Raw genomic sequence first — 13,704 nt, 5'->3', positions numbered from 1 at the left:
CCCTAGGACGGTTGGGCCGCCTGGCCTGTGGCTTCACGACCCGGCGCTCGAACCGGACGGCGCCACCCGGCCGCCCGTCGGCGAGGCCGGTGCGGACGCACGCACGCGGCGGGGGTGGGTTCCGAACCACCGGTGACGGCGTAGCAGAGCGCGGACTGCTCGGAGAACCCGATCAAGGCCGCGATCTGTCCCAGGGGCAGGTCGGTGGTGGTGAGGTACTGGTCGGCGAGCTCTCGTCGGGCTTCGTCGGGCACTTGCGTGAAGGTGACGTCGCGAGCCCGGAGCTGTCGTTGCAGCGTCCGCGGGTGCACCGAGAGCAACGTCGCGGTCGCCGCGATCGTCGCGGTGCCTGAGGGCAGGGCGCCGAGCTTCGCCGGGTGGGCGTGCAGCTCCCACACGAGGGCGTGGGCCGAGTCGACGGCGTGGGCTGCCGTGGCTTTGCCGCGTCGGGACACGGAGCCGCTCAGCGGCCTCGGAGACGGCAAGCAACGACACGACATACAGATTCGCTTACGCGAAGCTATCCGTCAGACGTGGTCAATCCAGAAGGTGGCAGATTGCTGCAGATCCGCACAAACGGCCGTATTCGCGTCTCTGGCGTCCTGAACCTCAGAGACCCATGCTCTTGGCGATGATCAGCTTCATGACCTCCGACGTGCCGCCGTAGATCCGCGTCACGCGGGTGTCGGCGTACAGACGCGCGATCGGGTACTCGTTCATGTAGCCGTAGCCACCGTGCAGCTGCAGGCATCGGTCGATGACCCGACCGGCGACCTCGGTGCAGAAGAGCTTGGCAGAGGCGGCGTCGACGGCCGAGAGCTCGCCCACGTCGTGGGCCTCGATGGCGCGATCGCACACCGCCTCGGCGGCGTCCACCTCGGTCTGGCAGGCGGCCAGCTCGAACTTGGTGTTCTGGAACGAGGCGACCGTGTTGCCGAAGACCTTCCGCTCCTCGACGTACGCCTTCGTGAACCGGATCGCCGCCTTGGCCTGGGCGTAGCCGCTGACCGCGATGCCGAGACGCTCCTGCGGCAGGTTCTGGCCGAGGTAGGAGAAGCCCTCGTTCTCCTCCCCCAGCAGGTCCGCGGCCGGCACCCGGACGTCGGTGAAGGAGAGCTCAGCGGTGTCGGAGGTCTTCAGACCGATCTTGTCGAGCTTGCGCCCCACCTCGTAGCCGGGCGACTTCGTGTCCACCGCGAACAGCGAGATGCCGAACCGACGGTTGTTCTCCAGCGGCGGCGAGGTCCGCGCACACACGATCACCCGGTCCGCCAGGACGCCACCGGTGATGAACGTCTTCGCACCGTTGAGGACGTAGCTGTCGCCGTCCCGCTTCGCCGTGGTCTGCATGCCCGCCAGGTCCGAGCCTGTGCCCGGCTCGGTCATCGCGATCGCCCACATCTCCTCACCGGAGATGAAGCCGGGCATCCATCGCTCCATCTGCTCGGGAGTGGCGAGCTTCTGCAGGTAGGGCAGGCAGAGCTCGAGGTGGACGCCGATGCCTCCGAGGTGCACGCCCGCCCGGGCGGTCTCCTCGGTCAGGATCGCGGCGAACTTGAAGGAGTGGATCCCGGCGCCGCCGTACTCCTCGGGGACCTCGATGCCGAGTACGCCGAGCTCTCCGATCTTGGTGTAGAGGGAGCGGTCGACCAGGCCGGCGTCGTACCACTCCTGGTAGTGCGGAACGACCTCGGACTCGATGAACGACCGCATGGTCCTGCGGAAGTCCTCGTGCTCCTCGGTGAAGATGGTGCGACGCATGGTGCTCCTCTCGCGACAGGTGTGCCGCACCCATCTTTACACCACCACTGTCACAGTCCAGCGCGGCAGGCCTCTGGGGCGGCGCGCTCCCTGTGGTGGTGGGTTGGATCTCCGTGATCTCTGAGACGAGCGGATCAGGCGTCGCCCCGCACCAGGGCGAGCTTCCACGTCTCGGGGCCGCGCTCGCGGTAGTCGGTCGTGAACCGGCCCGGCCAGCGCTGGTCGATCTGCGCCAGCAGGGGCAGCGGGTCGTGCGGGGCCAGGAGCACCAGACCGGATCCCGGCTCCAGCGACTCCAGGGCGCCGAAGATCGTCGCGTGCCGGATGGCGTGCGGGATCGCGCGCGCATCGAGCTCCGGATGGTCGGGTCCGTCGACCTCTCCGCAGGTGCAGGCGTGCCCGCCGCAGCCGCCCTCCGCCTCGGACCCCGAGCCGGTCGGCGCCGCATCATGTCCGCCGAGCAGCTCGTGCATCCCGGAGAGGAGCTCGGCGACCGAGACTCCGGGCGCCGTGGCGAGCACCGGCAGGATCAGGTCGTTCTCCTTGGCCAGGTGGGACTCGAACACGGTGCGCAGCGCCGTGGCTGCCGCCGCGGCCCGGACCAGGTCGTCGGCTTCGGCGACCTGGTCGATGAGCCTGACGACCAGCTCGTGCTCGCCCAGCATCGCCTCGATCAGCAGCCGCCCCTCGACCGTGTCGCCGGCGGCGGGATACATCGCCTGCTCCTCGGCTCGCGCGTGCGGGAGCAGGTCTCGGGCACACCACCCGAGCAGCTCGCGGCGCACCTCCTCCCCAGCCGCCTCGTGACCGGAGGTGGCAGCTCCCACGAGCCTCTCCACGAGCAGAGCCAGCTCCCCGGCCATCGCGGCGTGGTGCTCCCTGACGGCGTCCGCCGCCCGTGCGTCGGCCTCACTGGAGGCGATGAGGAGGTCGGACATGGGGGTCTCCTTCGGTCGTTCGGCGACTGAACACTGATTATTTACTACACTCTACTCCGTGGAAAATAATCACGCTCTCGGTCCCCTGCCCAGCACCGGCCGCGCGCGGGCGCCCTTGTCGCGATCGCGGGCGGCGCTCCTGGAGACCCTGCGAGCACAGAGCGAGCCGATCACCCTGGCGGCACTGGTCGACCAGACCGGGCTGCACGCCAACACGGTGCGCGAGCACCTCGATGCGCTGGTGCAGCAAGGGCTCGCGCGCCGCCACGCGGCCGAGCCGAGCGGACGAGGCCGACCGGCGTGGCTCTACCAGGCGATCGGCAGCGACGCCGCCGCCTCCCCCGAGTACGGCGGCCTCGCCTCCGCGTTGGCCGCCACGATCCACCGCACCAGCCGATCGCCCGCAGCCGACGCCGCCCGGGCCGGCGTCGCGTGGGGACGCGAGCTGGCCGGCGAACGCGGAGCGAGTCCGGCGCCCAGCGCGGTCGCCGCGCGGCGGGAGGTCGTCTCCCTGTTCGACGAGATCGGCTTCGCGCCCCAGCCCGACACCCGCAGCACGGTGGTGCGACTCACCCGCTGCCCGCTGCTCGAGGCCGCCCACCAGTACCCCGACGTGGTGTGCAACGTGCATCTCGGGCTGGCCCAGGGCGCACTGGAGGCGTACGGCGCGGACCCGCGGGGGGTGGAGCTGCTGCCGTTCGCCGAGCCCGGCGCCTGTCGCCTGCACCTGACGGCGCGCACCTGAGCTCCCGCGAGATCCCTAAGGCTTGACGGCGACCTTGTGGGTCGCGTCGCACCAGGGCGGCCGCTGGGTCAGCCCGCAGAGGCAGACCGCGACGACCGGGCGGGTCGCCTCGTGGGTGACGCCGTCGGCGTCACGGATCCGGTCGGCGCCGCGGATCAGAGCCGGTCCGTCGGGAATGAGGGTGACCTGGCACTCGCTCACGCGACCTCCCTGTCCCGCACCACGCGCAGCGCGGACCGGCCGTCGGCCCAGGCGTCCAGCATCTGCTGGGCAGCGACGGCGTCGAGGTGCACGCACGCCGCGGCGCCGAAGAGGACGTCCGGCCGGAGCTGCGGCTCTGCCTCCACCAACGCTCCGCAGATCCCGCGCGCGGCCAGGTGCTCGTGCACCGCATCCGCCTCGACGTGCTCGTCGAAGTAGTGCCCGACCGGCTCCCCGAGTCCCAGCCGCTCGGCGCCCTGCAGGTAGCGGCGACACGGCAACGAGCTGGTCATCTCGAACGCCGCCAGGTGGCCCATCGCCGCACCTCTGAGCCGGCGGTGCAGGCCGAAGAGGGACATCGCGTTGTTGACGGCGAGCGTGTACGCCGGCACCCGGTCGACGTAGGCGCCGTACGACGCGTCCAGCCGGCAGGCCTCCATGGCCTCGGCGAACAGCCGGCTGTGCAGTCGCTCGGGCCGACCGCCGCCGTACTCGTCGTACTGGAGCTCGGCGAGCGCGACCTTCGCCGGCCCCTCGAGCCGCGGGACCGCCCAGGCGGCCGGGTCGCTCTCCTTGAGGTGGTAGAGGCTCCGCTGCGCGAGGAACTCGAGGTACTGGTCGGCGCTGGCCTCGCGCTGGACGAAGTTCGGGAGCGACACCCCGACGTCGTAGGCCGTGATCGCGGCGAGCTGGTCGGGCACCGACCCCCGGGCGTCGGCCAGCTCGACGATCGGGCGGCAGGCAGCACGGAGGTCGGACTCGAACCGGCCCTCGAGACGCGCGCGCACGGTCAACAGGTCCGGGTCCCACTCACGCGCGTCGTCGACCCCGTCGAAGCCGCGGTAGTGCAGCTCGTAGAGCATCCAGAGGCTGAGGTGCAGGTCCTCCTCGTCGTCGGGCTCGACCGACGACAGGTCCGGAGTGCCGTCGCGAAGCGCGTCGGACAGCGTGGCGCTGAGGGCTCCGCGGGCTTGTGGCAGCTCCACGTCAGGCCCCGGGCCCGATGTCCAGGAGGACGCCGCCGGGCTGGTAGTCCCGCACCTCCAGGACCGTCCTCGGCGACCGACCCTGGCCGAGGCCGTCGAGCACGCGGCCGACCACCTCTGCCTGGTCGGTGTCGCGGGCCTGCACCACCAGGTGGCCGTCGGGGTGCAGGTGTCGCAGGGCCACGCCCAGGCCCAGGACCAGCTGTTCGGTGCCGTCGAAACCTCCGTCGATCGCCCCCACGGGATCCTCGGGGAACTCCGAGACCCGTGCCGTGGGCACGTACGGCGGATCGAAGATGACGAGCCCGAACAGCTCCTCGGGCTGCAGGGCGTCGGCCAGCGCGGCGGTGCGGACGTCGCTCGGGACCCCAGCGTCCGCGGCGTTCGAGCGGGCGAACGCGGTGGCCGCGGGGTCCCGGTCGACCTGGACCAGCGGCCGGCCGGAGAGCACGGCGGCCAGCAACCCGATCTGCCCGGCCCCGCAGCACAGCTCCAGGATCGGACCGTCCGGGCAGTGCGGCGAGAGCGCCGCGGCCCAGTGGCTCTGCGCGGTCGTCCACGCACGCGGGCGCAGCACGCGCCGGTCCCAGCGGATGTCGAGGTCGCCGAAGCGCGCAAGCTCGGTCGGCGCGTCCAAGGTGGTCACCCCCGGTGGGTACCCAACGCCGGCCCCGTCGATACCCGCCAGTGGGGGTCGGGTCCGCACCTGTGAGGGGAAGCACGTCGCTGCTGTCTTGAGCTAGCGGCCCGCGAGGTGTTGCCCTTGGTGCAGCACATCCAGGATCAGGAGCAAGCCATGGCAGACGTATCCGACCTCACCAACAAGGGCCGCGACATCGTCGCGAAGACCGTCGGCGCGGCCGACGCGGTCGTCGGCGCCGCCCGCGACGTGGTCCGCGACAAGGCCCCCGGCTTCGAGAAGGTCGCCGACCTGGTGCCCGACCCGAGCGACGTCGTCGACCAGGCGACAGCGACGGCCAACCAGCTCCTCGGCCTCGCGCAGGACGTCCAGAAGAAGGTCGTCGCCGCGCTCACCGCCAACGCGTGACCGGCTGAGGTCGATCTCCAGGAGGTCGCCGGTGCGAGAATGGCGGCCATGAAGATCGCAGTCCTCGGCACCGGCACGGTCGGCCGGACCATCGCCGGTCGTCTCTCCGAGCTCGGCCACACCGTCACCGCCGGCACCCGCGACCCGCAGGCGACGCTGGCGCGCACCGAGCCCGACGGCATGGGCAACGCGCCGTACGCCGAGTGGGCCGCCGCGCACCCCGCCGTCACCCTCGCGTCCTTCGCCGAGGCCGCGGCCGGTGCGGAGGTGGTGGTCAACGCCACCAACGGCGCCGCGTCCCTCGACGTGCTCGGCCTCGCCGGGGCGGACAACCTGGCCGGCAAGGTCCTGCTCGACATCTCCAACCCGCTGGACTTCAGCCAGGGCATGCCGCCCACCCTGTTCGTCAAGGACACCGACTCCCTGGCCGAGCAGATCCAGCGCACCTTCCCCGACGCGCGGGTCGTCAAGTCCCTCAACACCCTCAATGCCGACCTGATGGTCCATCCCGAGACCCTCCCCGAGAGCTCGAGCGTGTTCGTGTCCGGCGACGACGCCGAGGCGAAGAGGACGGTGACCGGCCTGCTCGAGGAGTTCGGCCACACCGATGTCATCGACCTCGGCGACATCACGACCGCCCGCGGCGTCGAGATGCTGCTCCCGGTCTGGCTGCGGCTCTGGGGAGCCCTCGGCTCCCCCGCGTTCAACTTCAAGATCGTCCGCTGAGCGGGCGGCCGAGCCGGCCGAGCCAGGGTCAGGCGGCGGCGACGGTGGCGCCGCCGCCGGTCACGGCGAGGTAGTGCTCGGTGATCAGCTCGTCGACGACGTCGGCCCAGGACCGGTGGGCGACGCGAGCCAGGCCGTTGGCCGCGAGGCTCGCACGCAGCGACTCGTCGGCCGCGAGCCGGCGTACGGCGTCGCGCAGCGAGGCGCCGTCGCTCGGCTCGTAGAGCAGCCCGGTGTGCTCGTGCCGGACCAGGTCGAGCGGCCCGCCCCGGGCGGGAGCGACGACGGGAACGCCGCTGGCCTGGGCCTCCTGGATGGTCTGGCAGAAGGTCTCGTTCTCGCCCGTGTGCACGAACACGTCGATCGACGCGAACGCGGTCGCGAGCTCGGCACCGCTCAGCATCCCGGTGAGCTCCGCGTCGGGCAGCCGCTTCCGGAGCCACCGCATCTCGGGCCCGTCGCCCACCACGACCAGGCGGATGCCGGGCACCCGCGCGAGCTCGGCGAGGCGGCGTACCTGCTTCTCGGCGGCGAGCCGGCCGACGTACCCGACGACGACCTGGTCGCCGTTGCTGCCGGCCCGCGCCCAGCGGTCGTGCAGCTCGTGGTCGCGGCGAGCGGGGTCGAAGAGGCCGAGGTTCACGCCGCGTCCCCACACGTGCAGGTTGTCGACGCCGAGGTCCGCGAGCTGGGCGTACGCCGACCGCGACGGCACCAGGGTCCGCGTGGAGCGCTTGTGGATCCGCCCGACCCAGCGGGCGCAGGTCGCCTCGCCGGGGATCTTGTACTGGCGGAGGAAGCCGGGAATGTCGGTCTGGTAGACCGCGACGGTAGGGATGCCGAGCTTGCGGGCCGCGCGCAGCCCGACCCAGCCGAGCGCGATCGGCGAGGCCAGGTGCACCACGTCGGGACGGAACCCGGCGAGCGTCTCCTCCACCTGCCGGTCCGGCAGGCCCAGCGGGAACGACTTGTACCTCGGCACGGCCACCGACCGCACCCGCACCACCCGGACCCCGCCGTACTCGCTCGGGCCCGGGCCCGGCGCGATGATCAGCGCCTCGTGCCCGTTGTCGACGAGGTTGTCGACGACGTGGCGCACGGAGTTGACGACGCCGTTCACCAGGGGCAGGAACGACTCGGTCACGATCGCTACCTTCATGCCTCCAAGGTCGGCGGCCCGGGTGAACGAACCGTGACCACGCGACCAATGTCGCAACGCCTCCGGCGGTCCAGCGAGAGACCCGCGCCCGACCGGTCCTGGCTGTACACCCCGCGGTCACCCGACATCTCACTCGGAGGTGCGAACGCGTCAGGTCCGGACGCTGCCCTGGGGGACATGACCCGGTCCCTCCGGCGGCCCGGCCTCCGGGCCGTCGTCGCCGGCTCCCTCGCGCTCGCCGCGCTCACCAGCGGCTCCCTCGCCGCCCGCCAGGTCCTCCGGTTCCAGGCCGCGCTCGCCCGCAAGACCATCGGCAAGGACCTCGGCGAGGAGGCGCACCGGGCCGACCGGACCTACAAGTCGAAGTACGGCGACCGCATCGAGCTGCTCGTCCTCGGCGACTCCATCGCCGCCGGCCTCGGCGCCGAGACACCGCGGCAGACGCTCGGTGCGCACCTGGCGAAGCGGTTGGCGAAGCAGACCCGGCGGGCCGTCCGCCTGCACACCGCGGCGATCGTCGGCGCCGAGACCTCGATGCTGCGGGCCCAGCTGGCCGGACTGCCGACCGGCTACCGCCCCGACGTCGCGGTGATCGTCGGCGGCAACGACGTGACCCATCGGATCAGGTTCTCCACCTCGGTCGCCCACCTCGTGGAGGCGGTCGAAGCGCTGCAGGCCGGCGGCTGCCAGGTGGTGGTCGGCACCTGCCCCGACCTCTCCGCGCTGCCGTCGGTGCCGCAGCCTCTGCGGGCGCTGGCGGGCCGGAGCTCACGCCAGCTCGCGGAGGCACAGCGGGCCGCCGTCACCGGTCTGGGTGCCCGCGCGGTCGCCCTCGCCCAGGTGGCGGGCCCGTTCTTCCTCGCCCAGCCGGACGAGATGTTCGCCATCGACCGCTTCCACCCGTCCGGCGCGGGCTACCGCCGTACGGCCAAGGCGCTGCTGCCGAGCGTGCTGATGGCGGCAGGTCACGGGACCACCCTGCCCTCCGGTCACTTCGGCCCGACAGCGGTCGGCTGATGGTTTCCATTTCAAGCATCGTTGTGGACCGGGGCGACTACGCGCTAAACCTAGACCTGACGAGGCGCTCGGAAGTACTCGCTTACGCAGCCGAGTACTCCCGAGCGCTTCGTCGTCGCTCGGGCCGGCGGCTCAGAGCAGCGGGTAGGGCGGCTCGGCAGCCCGCCCCTGGAACGCCAGGATCGCGGGGTTGACCACCCGGCCGTCCCGGATCTCGATCGCCCGGCTCAACGTCTCGTCGGCGTCCCACGCCTCGGCACCTTCGAGCACCGGCCGCAGGAAGGGGATCAGCGCGTTGCTGTTCTCCCAGGTCGCCGAGTTCCAGAGGTACGACGGGCTGTGGTCGACGCCGTAGTAGAGGATGTTGTCGCCGACGAAGAACGTCGGCTCCTCGAAGCTCGTCGGCCGCGCCCAGGTGAAGCCCATCCCGAGGTCGCACGACACGTCGACGATCACGCTGCCCGACCGGAACGCCGGAAGGTCCTCCTCCCGCAGGTAGATCAGCGGGTTGGCGGTGTCCTGCAGGGTGCAGTTGACGATGATGTCGGCCTGGGCGAGGTACGCCGGCAGCGGCTCCCGGCCCCGCTCGGTGATCACGTGGCTGCCGCCGTCCGGGTCGTGGTCGAACTGGCGGATCCGCACCGAGTGGATCGGGGCGCCGACAGCAGCGACACCCCGGTTGGTCAGCACCGCGACGTCGTGGACCCCGTGCGCGTTGAGGGCCGTCACGGCGCCCCGGGCGGTCGCGCCGAACCCGATCACCACCGCGCTCAGGCGCCGACCGTAGTCACCGGTCAGCCCGGCGATCTCCAGCGCGTGGATCACCGAGCAGTAGCCGGCCAGCTCGTTGTTCTTGTGGAAGACATGTAGGCCGACCGCGCCGTCCCGGGTCCAGTGGTTCATCGCCTCGAAGGCGATCAGGGTGAGGCTCCGGTCGATGGCGAGCTGGGTGAGCTCGGTGTCCTGGACGCAGTGCGGCCAGCCCCACAACACCTGCCCGGGCCCCAGCGCGGCGACGTCGGAGTGCTGCGGCTTGGGCAGCAGCACGACGTCGGAGTCCGCGAGGATCTCGGCGCGCGACGCGAACCCGGCCACGTGCGCGGCGAGGTCCTCGTCAGCGACACCGAACCGGGCGGCGTACCCGTGCTCGAGGGTGATCCGCGCTCGCAGGTCGGCGTCCAGGTGCGGGATGTGCTCTGGGTGGAGCGGCAGCCGGTGCTCGTTCTCCTTGGCGGACGAGCCGACTACTCCGAGTCCCAGCAGGGTCATTTCTTCTTCGGGTGGATCTTGTCGGAGAAGGTCTCCTGGTTGCCCTGGTTGCGCTTCTCGGCGCGCTTCTCCTTGATGGACTTTCCCGACTTCTTGGTCATGTTCTGCCGCGGCGACTTGTCGCTCATGGGGATCTCTCTGAGAAGGAAGCCTGAATGACTCCGTCCCTCGACAATACGCCCCGGACGGGCCTCTACGATGGCGGCGATCACCATGCCACCCTCCGACGCCCCCGCCGACCGCAGGCTGCTCCTCGTCGTCGACGCCCCGTCGCTCCTGCACCGCAACCACCACGCCCGGGCGCACACCCGGATCACGGACCGCGCCGGTCGGCCCGCGTGGGCGCTGCACGGCATGGTCCGCCAGATCATCGAGGCGATCGAGGGGTTCGCGCCCGATGCCGTGATCTTCGGGCTCGACGACCGCACCGCCTCCGAGCGCCGCGACCACTACCCCGAGTACAAGGCCGGGCGTGCCGTGAAGGACCCGGCGCTCGTCGACCAGCTCGACCGGGCGGGTGCGCTGCTCGACGCACTCGGCCTCGCCACGCTCACTCCCCCGGGTCTCGAGGCCGACGACGTCAACGCGTCCGGTGCGACCTGGGCGCGCAGCAACGACTGGAACTGCATCATCATCACCTCGGACCGCGACGCCTTCGCCCACATCAGCGACCACACCCGGGTGCTCCGCCTGATCGACGGCGGCATCAACGGCTCTCCCCTGCTCACGCCCGCCCGGCTGCACGCGATGTACGGCGTCGCTGCCGAGCGCTACCTCGAGTACGCCGCGCTGCGGGGTGATGCCAGCGACAACCTGCCCGGCGTCTCGGGCATCGGCGAGAAGACCGCGGCCATCCTGCTCGAGCAGGCCGGGCCGATGCGCACGGTCTGGGCCGACATCGACCACAACGGCGGGGAGGCGGTGACCGCGGCCCTCGACTCGTGGGCCGAGGAGACCGGCAGTCGACGGATCGGCGCCACCGTCGTCCGCCGTCTCGCCGCGGCCGGCGCCCGCGAGCGCTACGACTTCAACGTGCGGATCATGTCCGGGCGTGACGACCTCGACCTCGGACTCACCCCCGACGTGCCGGGCAGTCCCGGGCTGCTCCCGCTCGACCAGGGCAGGGTCAGCCAGGTGGTCGGGTTCCTCAACGTCGAGGCGACCACCGCGCTCGCGATCCGCGTGCTCAGCACCGACCCGGCGTCCGTGCCGCGTCACTGACGATCGGCGCGAACGGGACCCGAAAGATCTCTGTTCGGCCACACCGCACGAAATGCCGTGATCTCGCGCCGATCCGGGGTTCCAATGGTCGGAGAGGTCGACGACCTGCCAACTCGGACGGGCCCGGCTTCGGAGAGACCCAGGGACCATGGTGGAACAGCACCCGACCAGCAGCGTCGCCGACATCGCGGCGTGCACGATGGCCGCCGCGCACCGTCGCGACCACGAGCACCGGGCAGCCGGTGACCACTGCCACCCGCACGTGGTCGAGGTCGTGCACCTGGGGCCACAGGCCGTCTGCGTGTGCCACGACTGTCGGCTCGACTCGGGCTTCCTGCCGCGGCGCGAGGCCGAGGTGATGGCAGCCGGACACCGACAGCTGACGCGCGACGTCAGTGTCCGGCTGCGCAGCGCCTGATCAGGCGACGGCCGCGCGCACCGCGTCGGTCAACGTCGTGGTCGGACGGCCCAGGAGCCGGCCCAGGTCGCCGGAGGTGACGTGGAGGTCGCCGCGGGCGATGCCGAGGTCGGAGTCGGCCAGGATCTCGGCGTACTCCTGGGGCAGGCCGGCACCTACCAGCACCTGGGCGTAGTCGGCGACGGGAAGGTCGCGGTACTCGACCGAGCGGCCCGCGGCGTCGCCGACCGTCGTCGCGAGCTCGGCCAGGGTGAAGGCGTCGTCGCCGCCGAGCTCGTAGGTCTTCCCTGCCGGGTCCTCCTCGAGCAGCACGACGGCCGCCGCTTCGGCGTAGTCGGCGCGCGCAGCGCCGCTGACCCGTCCGTCGCCGGCGCTGCCGAGGACGGCCCCGTGCTCGAGGAAGGTGGCGAGCTGGGCGGTGTAGTTCTCGAGGTACCACCCGTTGCGCAGCAGTACGTGCGGGAGCCCGGAGCCGGCGAGCGCCTTCTCGGTGGCCAGGTGGTCCGCCGCCAGCTTCATGCCGGTCCGGTCGGCGTTGGCGACGCTGGTGTAGGCCAGCAGCTCCACACCGGCCCGCGCGGCCGCGTCGATGACGTTCTGGTGGTGGGCGACGCGCCGGCCGAACTCGCTGCCGGAGACCAGCAGCACCCGGTCGGCACCAGCGAACGCGTCCTGCAGGGCGTCGACGTCGTCGTAGTCGACGGCGCGGACCTGCACGCCGCGGTCGGCCAGGTCACTGATCCGGTCGACCGCACGGCCGAGCGCGACGATCTGGTCGGCTGGTACGGCGCGCTCCAGCAGCGCCTCGACGACAAGCCGGCCGAGGTGACCGGTGGCACCGGTGATGACGTACTTCATGAGGGTTCCTCTCGTGGGTGGACGTGCTCGCACCCACGGCCAACCGCCCCTCCACGTAGTTACTTCCCATCGGAGAGTACGCACTTTGAAGTAAGGTACTGGCATGTTGGTAAGTAGGCATGTCACCGCGCTCCGCGACCAGTTCCCCGACGGCGTGTTCCCCGCGGCGTGCCCCAGCCGGGTCGTGCTCGACCACGTCACCAGCAAATGGGGGGTGCTGATCCTGGTCTCCCTGACCGACGGGCCCCAGCGCTGGAGCGACCTGCGGCGCCGCGCGCAGGGCGTGAGCGAGAAGATGCTCGCCCAGACCCTCCGGACCCTCGAGCGCGACGGGTTCGTGCACCGCGACGCGCAGCCGGTCATCCCGCCGCGCGTCGACTACAGCCTCACCGACCGCGGCGAGGAGCTCGCGGCACTGCTCGTGCCCCTCCTCAGCTGGGTCGCGGCGCACGCAGAGGAAGTGCTGGAGAGCTCCGACGAGTCGCGGTGACCTCGGTCTCCGGCGGGACTACTGCTCGGGCAGCGCGTCCGGGTCGTCCTGCGCCGACGCCCGGCGCGCCTGCGTCCGGATCCGGTCGCCCGCGACCTTGGTGAAGGCGACGCTGATCGCCAGGCCGATGATCACGGCACCTGCGGCGATGGGGGCCATCGTCGCCACGCCCTCGGGGCTCTTCGAGACGAGCCCGCACAGGTAGATCACCAGCCCCACGGTGAGGAGGAGGAAGCCGATCCGCTTCTCCGCCAGCAGCCGGGCGTGGGTGGAGATCGCGTCCGGCTCCCCCAGGGCCGACCCGTCCTCGCCGTCCTCGCTGATCTCCTCGCGCAGCTCGACGATGGACTCGGCGTTGTGCGCGTGCGAGAGCACGCCGGCACCTACCAGGTCCAGCGCCACGCCGGTCACGAGGAGCACCTCGGTCATGAGAGTCACGGGCGTCCTTCCGGTCGTCGGGCCGAGATCCAGGCAGTCACTACCCGCTCTGGACCCCGGGCAGCCCTGCTGCGAGCCTTTGCCAGTGAGCGAATGGTTCCTTCCGGAGTCCGACCGGCCGTGGACGTCGGGGAACCTCGTGGTGCCGCACGTGCACGGGGCCGGCTACTTCGCCCGCCTGCTGGAGGTCATCGGGGCGACGGAGTCCGGAGACCGGATCTTCCTGACCGACTGGCGCGGCGACTCCGACGAGAAGATGACCGACGACGGTCCGACGGTCGGCGAGGTCCTGGCGTCGGCGTCACGCCGCGGGGTCGAGGTCCGGGCGCTGCTGTGGCGCTCACACCCGGGCAAGCTCAACAGCGAGGAGAACGAGCACCTCGGCGCCGTCATCAACGCGAGCGGCGGTGAGGCGCTCCTCGACGAGCG

General features: G+C 71.5%; 19 protein-coding genes. 8 read left to right on the top strand and 11 right to left on the bottom strand.

The window, feature by feature from the left end:
* Window positions 1–2 precede the first annotated feature (2 nt).
* The 3 genes from H0488_RS01040 to H0488_RS01030 form a co-directional block, all read right to left on the bottom strand.
* Window positions 3–455, bottom strand: coding sequence for a helix-turn-helix domain-containing protein (locus H0488_RS01040; protein WP_183097465.1), 453 nt, complete (start codon window positions 453–455; stop codon window positions 3–5).
* 154 nt (window positions 456–609) lie between these two features.
* A complete protein-coding gene (locus tag H0488_RS01035) occupies window positions 610–1,761 on the bottom strand; it encodes an acyl-CoA dehydrogenase family protein (protein ID WP_183097464.1) in 1,152 nt (383 codons plus the stop codon).
* Between the two features lie 134 nt (window positions 1,762–1,895).
* The gene (locus H0488_RS01030; RefSeq protein ID WP_183097463.1) at window positions 1,896–2,699 is read right to left on the bottom strand and encodes a DUF2249 domain-containing protein; all 804 of its coding nucleotides are present in this window, start codon (window positions 2,697–2,699) and stop codon (window positions 1,896–1,898) included.
* A gap of 58 nt (window positions 2,700–2,757) precedes the next feature.
* Between H0488_RS01030 and H0488_RS01025 the strand changes: the two genes are divergently transcribed.
* Complete coding sequence (locus tag H0488_RS01025) at window positions 2,758–3,444, top strand: helix-turn-helix transcriptional regulator (RefSeq protein ID WP_312856163.1); 687 nt, start codon at window positions 2,758–2,760, stop codon at window positions 3,442–3,444.
* A gap of 15 nt (window positions 3,445–3,459) precedes the next feature.
* On the opposite strand, the gene H0488_RS23805 is transcribed toward H0488_RS01025, so the two are convergent.
* The 3 genes from H0488_RS23805 to H0488_RS01010 are packed head-to-tail and all read right to left on the bottom strand — an operon-like array spanning window position 3,460 to window position 5,277.
* Window positions 3,460–3,645 (bottom strand): CDGSH iron-sulfur domain-containing protein, encoded by a 186-nt coding sequence (locus tag H0488_RS23805; RefSeq protein WP_183097462.1) that lies wholly within the window; start codon window positions 3,643–3,645, stop codon window positions 3,460–3,462.
* The gene (locus tag H0488_RS01015) at window positions 3,642–4,631 is read right to left on the bottom strand and encodes an iron-containing redox enzyme family protein (RefSeq protein WP_183097461.1); all 990 of its coding nucleotides are present in this window, start codon (window positions 4,629–4,631) and stop codon (window positions 3,642–3,644) included. Before H0488_RS01015 ends, H0488_RS23805 begins: the two co-directional genes overlap by 4 nt.
* Window position 4,632: 1 nt before the next feature.
* Window positions 4,633–5,277 carry a methyltransferase gene (locus H0488_RS01010; RefSeq protein WP_183097460.1) on the bottom strand — a complete coding sequence of 215 codons (645 nt, stop codon included), beginning with the start codon at window positions 5,275–5,277 and terminating at the stop codon, window positions 4,633–4,635.
* 150 nt (window positions 5,278–5,427) lie between these two features.
* Here H0488_RS01010 and H0488_RS01005 point away from each other — a divergent pair, with 150 nt between their 5' ends.
* Complete coding sequence (locus H0488_RS01005) at window positions 5,428–5,679, top strand: hypothetical protein (protein WP_183097459.1); 252 nt, start codon at window positions 5,428–5,430, stop codon at window positions 5,677–5,679.
* Between the two features lie 48 nt (window positions 5,680–5,727).
* Window positions 5,728–6,405 carry an NADPH-dependent F420 reductase gene (locus tag H0488_RS01000; protein ID WP_183097458.1) on the top strand — a complete coding sequence of 226 codons (678 nt, stop codon included), beginning with the start codon at window positions 5,728–5,730 and terminating at the stop codon, window positions 6,403–6,405.
* Between the two features lie 28 nt (window positions 6,406–6,433).
* Here H0488_RS01000 and H0488_RS00995 read toward each other — a convergent pair whose 3' ends face one another.
* Entirely contained in the window at window positions 6,434–7,564 is a 1,131-nt protein-coding gene (locus tag H0488_RS00995) for a glycosyltransferase family 4 protein (protein WP_183097457.1), read from the bottom strand.
* Window positions 7,565–7,741: 177 nt separating this feature from the next.
* Between H0488_RS00995 and H0488_RS00990 the strand changes: the two genes are divergently transcribed.
* A complete protein-coding gene (locus tag H0488_RS00990; protein WP_183097456.1) occupies window positions 7,742–8,581 on the top strand; it encodes an SGNH/GDSL hydrolase family protein in 840 nt (279 codons plus the stop codon).
* Window positions 8,582–8,713: 132 nt separating this feature from the next.
* Here the strand turns inward: H0488_RS00990 and H0488_RS00985 are convergent, their stop codons facing one another.
* Window positions 8,714–9,850, bottom strand: coding sequence for a N(5)-(carboxyethyl)ornithine synthase (locus H0488_RS00985; protein WP_183097455.1), 1,137 nt, complete (start codon window positions 9,848–9,850; stop codon window positions 8,714–8,716).
* Window positions 9,847–9,978: a hypothetical protein gene (locus H0488_RS24480; protein ID WP_281369463.1), complete on the bottom strand. Its 132-nt coding sequence runs from the start codon at window positions 9,976–9,978 to the stop codon at window positions 9,847–9,849. Before H0488_RS24480 ends, H0488_RS00985 begins: the two co-directional genes overlap by 4 nt.
* Before the next feature lie 85 nt (window positions 9,979–10,063).
* Here H0488_RS24480 and H0488_RS00980 point away from each other — a divergent pair, with 85 nt between their 5' ends.
* A complete protein-coding gene (locus tag H0488_RS00980) occupies window positions 10,064–11,071 on the top strand; it encodes a 5'-3' exonuclease (RefSeq protein ID WP_183097454.1) in 1,008 nt (335 codons plus the stop codon).
* A 148-nt stretch (window positions 11,072–11,219) separates the two neighbouring features.
* Window positions 11,220–11,489 (top strand): hypothetical protein, encoded by a 270-nt coding sequence (locus H0488_RS00975; RefSeq protein ID WP_183097453.1) that lies wholly within the window; start codon window positions 11,220–11,222, stop codon window positions 11,487–11,489.
* Here H0488_RS00975 and H0488_RS00970 read toward each other — a convergent pair whose 3' ends face one another.
* Window positions 11,490–12,347: an SDR family oxidoreductase gene (locus tag H0488_RS00970; RefSeq protein ID WP_183097452.1), complete on the bottom strand. Its 858-nt coding sequence runs from the start codon at window positions 12,345–12,347 to the stop codon at window positions 11,490–11,492.
* Window positions 12,348–12,450: 103 nt separating this feature from the next.
* Between H0488_RS00970 and H0488_RS00965 the strand changes: the two genes are divergently transcribed.
* Entirely contained in the window at window positions 12,451–12,837 is a 387-nt protein-coding gene (locus tag H0488_RS00965; protein WP_183097451.1) for a winged helix-turn-helix transcriptional regulator, read from the top strand.
* Between the two features lie 18 nt (window positions 12,838–12,855).
* Here the strand turns inward: H0488_RS00965 and H0488_RS00960 are convergent, their stop codons facing one another.
* Entirely contained in the window at window positions 12,856–13,275 is a 420-nt protein-coding gene (locus H0488_RS00960; RefSeq protein WP_183097450.1) for a hypothetical protein, read from the bottom strand.
* An 85-nt stretch (window positions 13,276–13,360) separates the two neighbouring features.
* Here H0488_RS00960 and H0488_RS00955 point away from each other — a divergent pair.
* The coding region (locus H0488_RS00955; protein ID WP_512698533.1) for a phospholipase D-like domain-containing protein at window positions 13,361–13,704 on the top strand (344 nt) is incomplete at its 3' end.

This window comes from Nocardioides pelophilus, assembly GCF_014180685.1.
GTDB classification, from domain to species: Bacteria; Actinomycetota; Actinomycetes; order Propionibacteriales; family Nocardioidaceae; genus Nocardioides; species Nocardioides pelophilus.
This window is presented reverse-complemented; position numbering and strand designations above follow the sequence as displayed.

Excerpts from the sequence above, each read along its gene's own strand:
- H0488_RS00990 (WP_183097456.1), top strand. The coding sequence starts at position 7,742 with ATGACCCGGTCCCTCCGGCGGCCCGGCCTCCGGGCCGTCGTCGCCGGC.
- H0488_RS01035 (WP_183097464.1), bottom strand. The coding sequence starts at position 1,761 with ATGCGTCGCACCATCTTCACCGAGGAGCACGAGGACTTCCGCAGGACC.
- H0488_RS00980 (WP_183097454.1), top strand. The coding sequence starts at position 10,064 with ATGCCACCCTCCGACGCCCCCGCCGACCGCAGGCTGCTCCTCGTCGTC.
- H0488_RS00965 (WP_183097451.1), top strand. The coding sequence starts at position 12,451 with ATGTTGGTAAGTAGGCATGTCACCGCGCTCCGCGACCAGTTCCCCGAC.
- H0488_RS24480 (WP_281369463.1), bottom strand. The coding sequence starts at position 9,978 with ATGAGCGACAAGTCGCCGCGGCAGAACATGACCAAGAAGTCGGGAAAG.
- H0488_RS01005 (WP_183097459.1), top strand. The coding sequence starts at position 5,428 with ATGGCAGACGTATCCGACCTCACCAACAAGGGCCGCGACATCGTCGCG.
- H0488_RS01030 (WP_183097463.1), bottom strand. The coding sequence starts at position 2,699 with ATGTCCGACCTCCTCATCGCCTCCAGTGAGGCCGACGCACGGGCGGCG.
- H0488_RS00975 (WP_183097453.1), top strand. The coding sequence starts at position 11,220 with ATGGTGGAACAGCACCCGACCAGCAGCGTCGCCGACATCGCGGCGTGC.
- H0488_RS00995 (WP_183097457.1), bottom strand. The coding sequence starts at position 7,564 with ATGAAGGTAGCGATCGTGACCGAGTCGTTCCTGCCCCTGGTGAACGGC.
- H0488_RS00970 (WP_183097452.1), bottom strand. The coding sequence starts at position 12,347 with ATGAAGTACGTCATCACCGGTGCCACCGGTCACCTCGGCCGGCTTGTC.
- H0488_RS00985 (WP_183097455.1), bottom strand. The coding sequence starts at position 9,850 with ATGACCCTGCTGGGACTCGGAGTAGTCGGCTCGTCCGCCAAGGAGAAC.
- H0488_RS01000 (WP_183097458.1), top strand. The coding sequence starts at position 5,728 with ATGAAGATCGCAGTCCTCGGCACCGGCACGGTCGGCCGGACCATCGCC.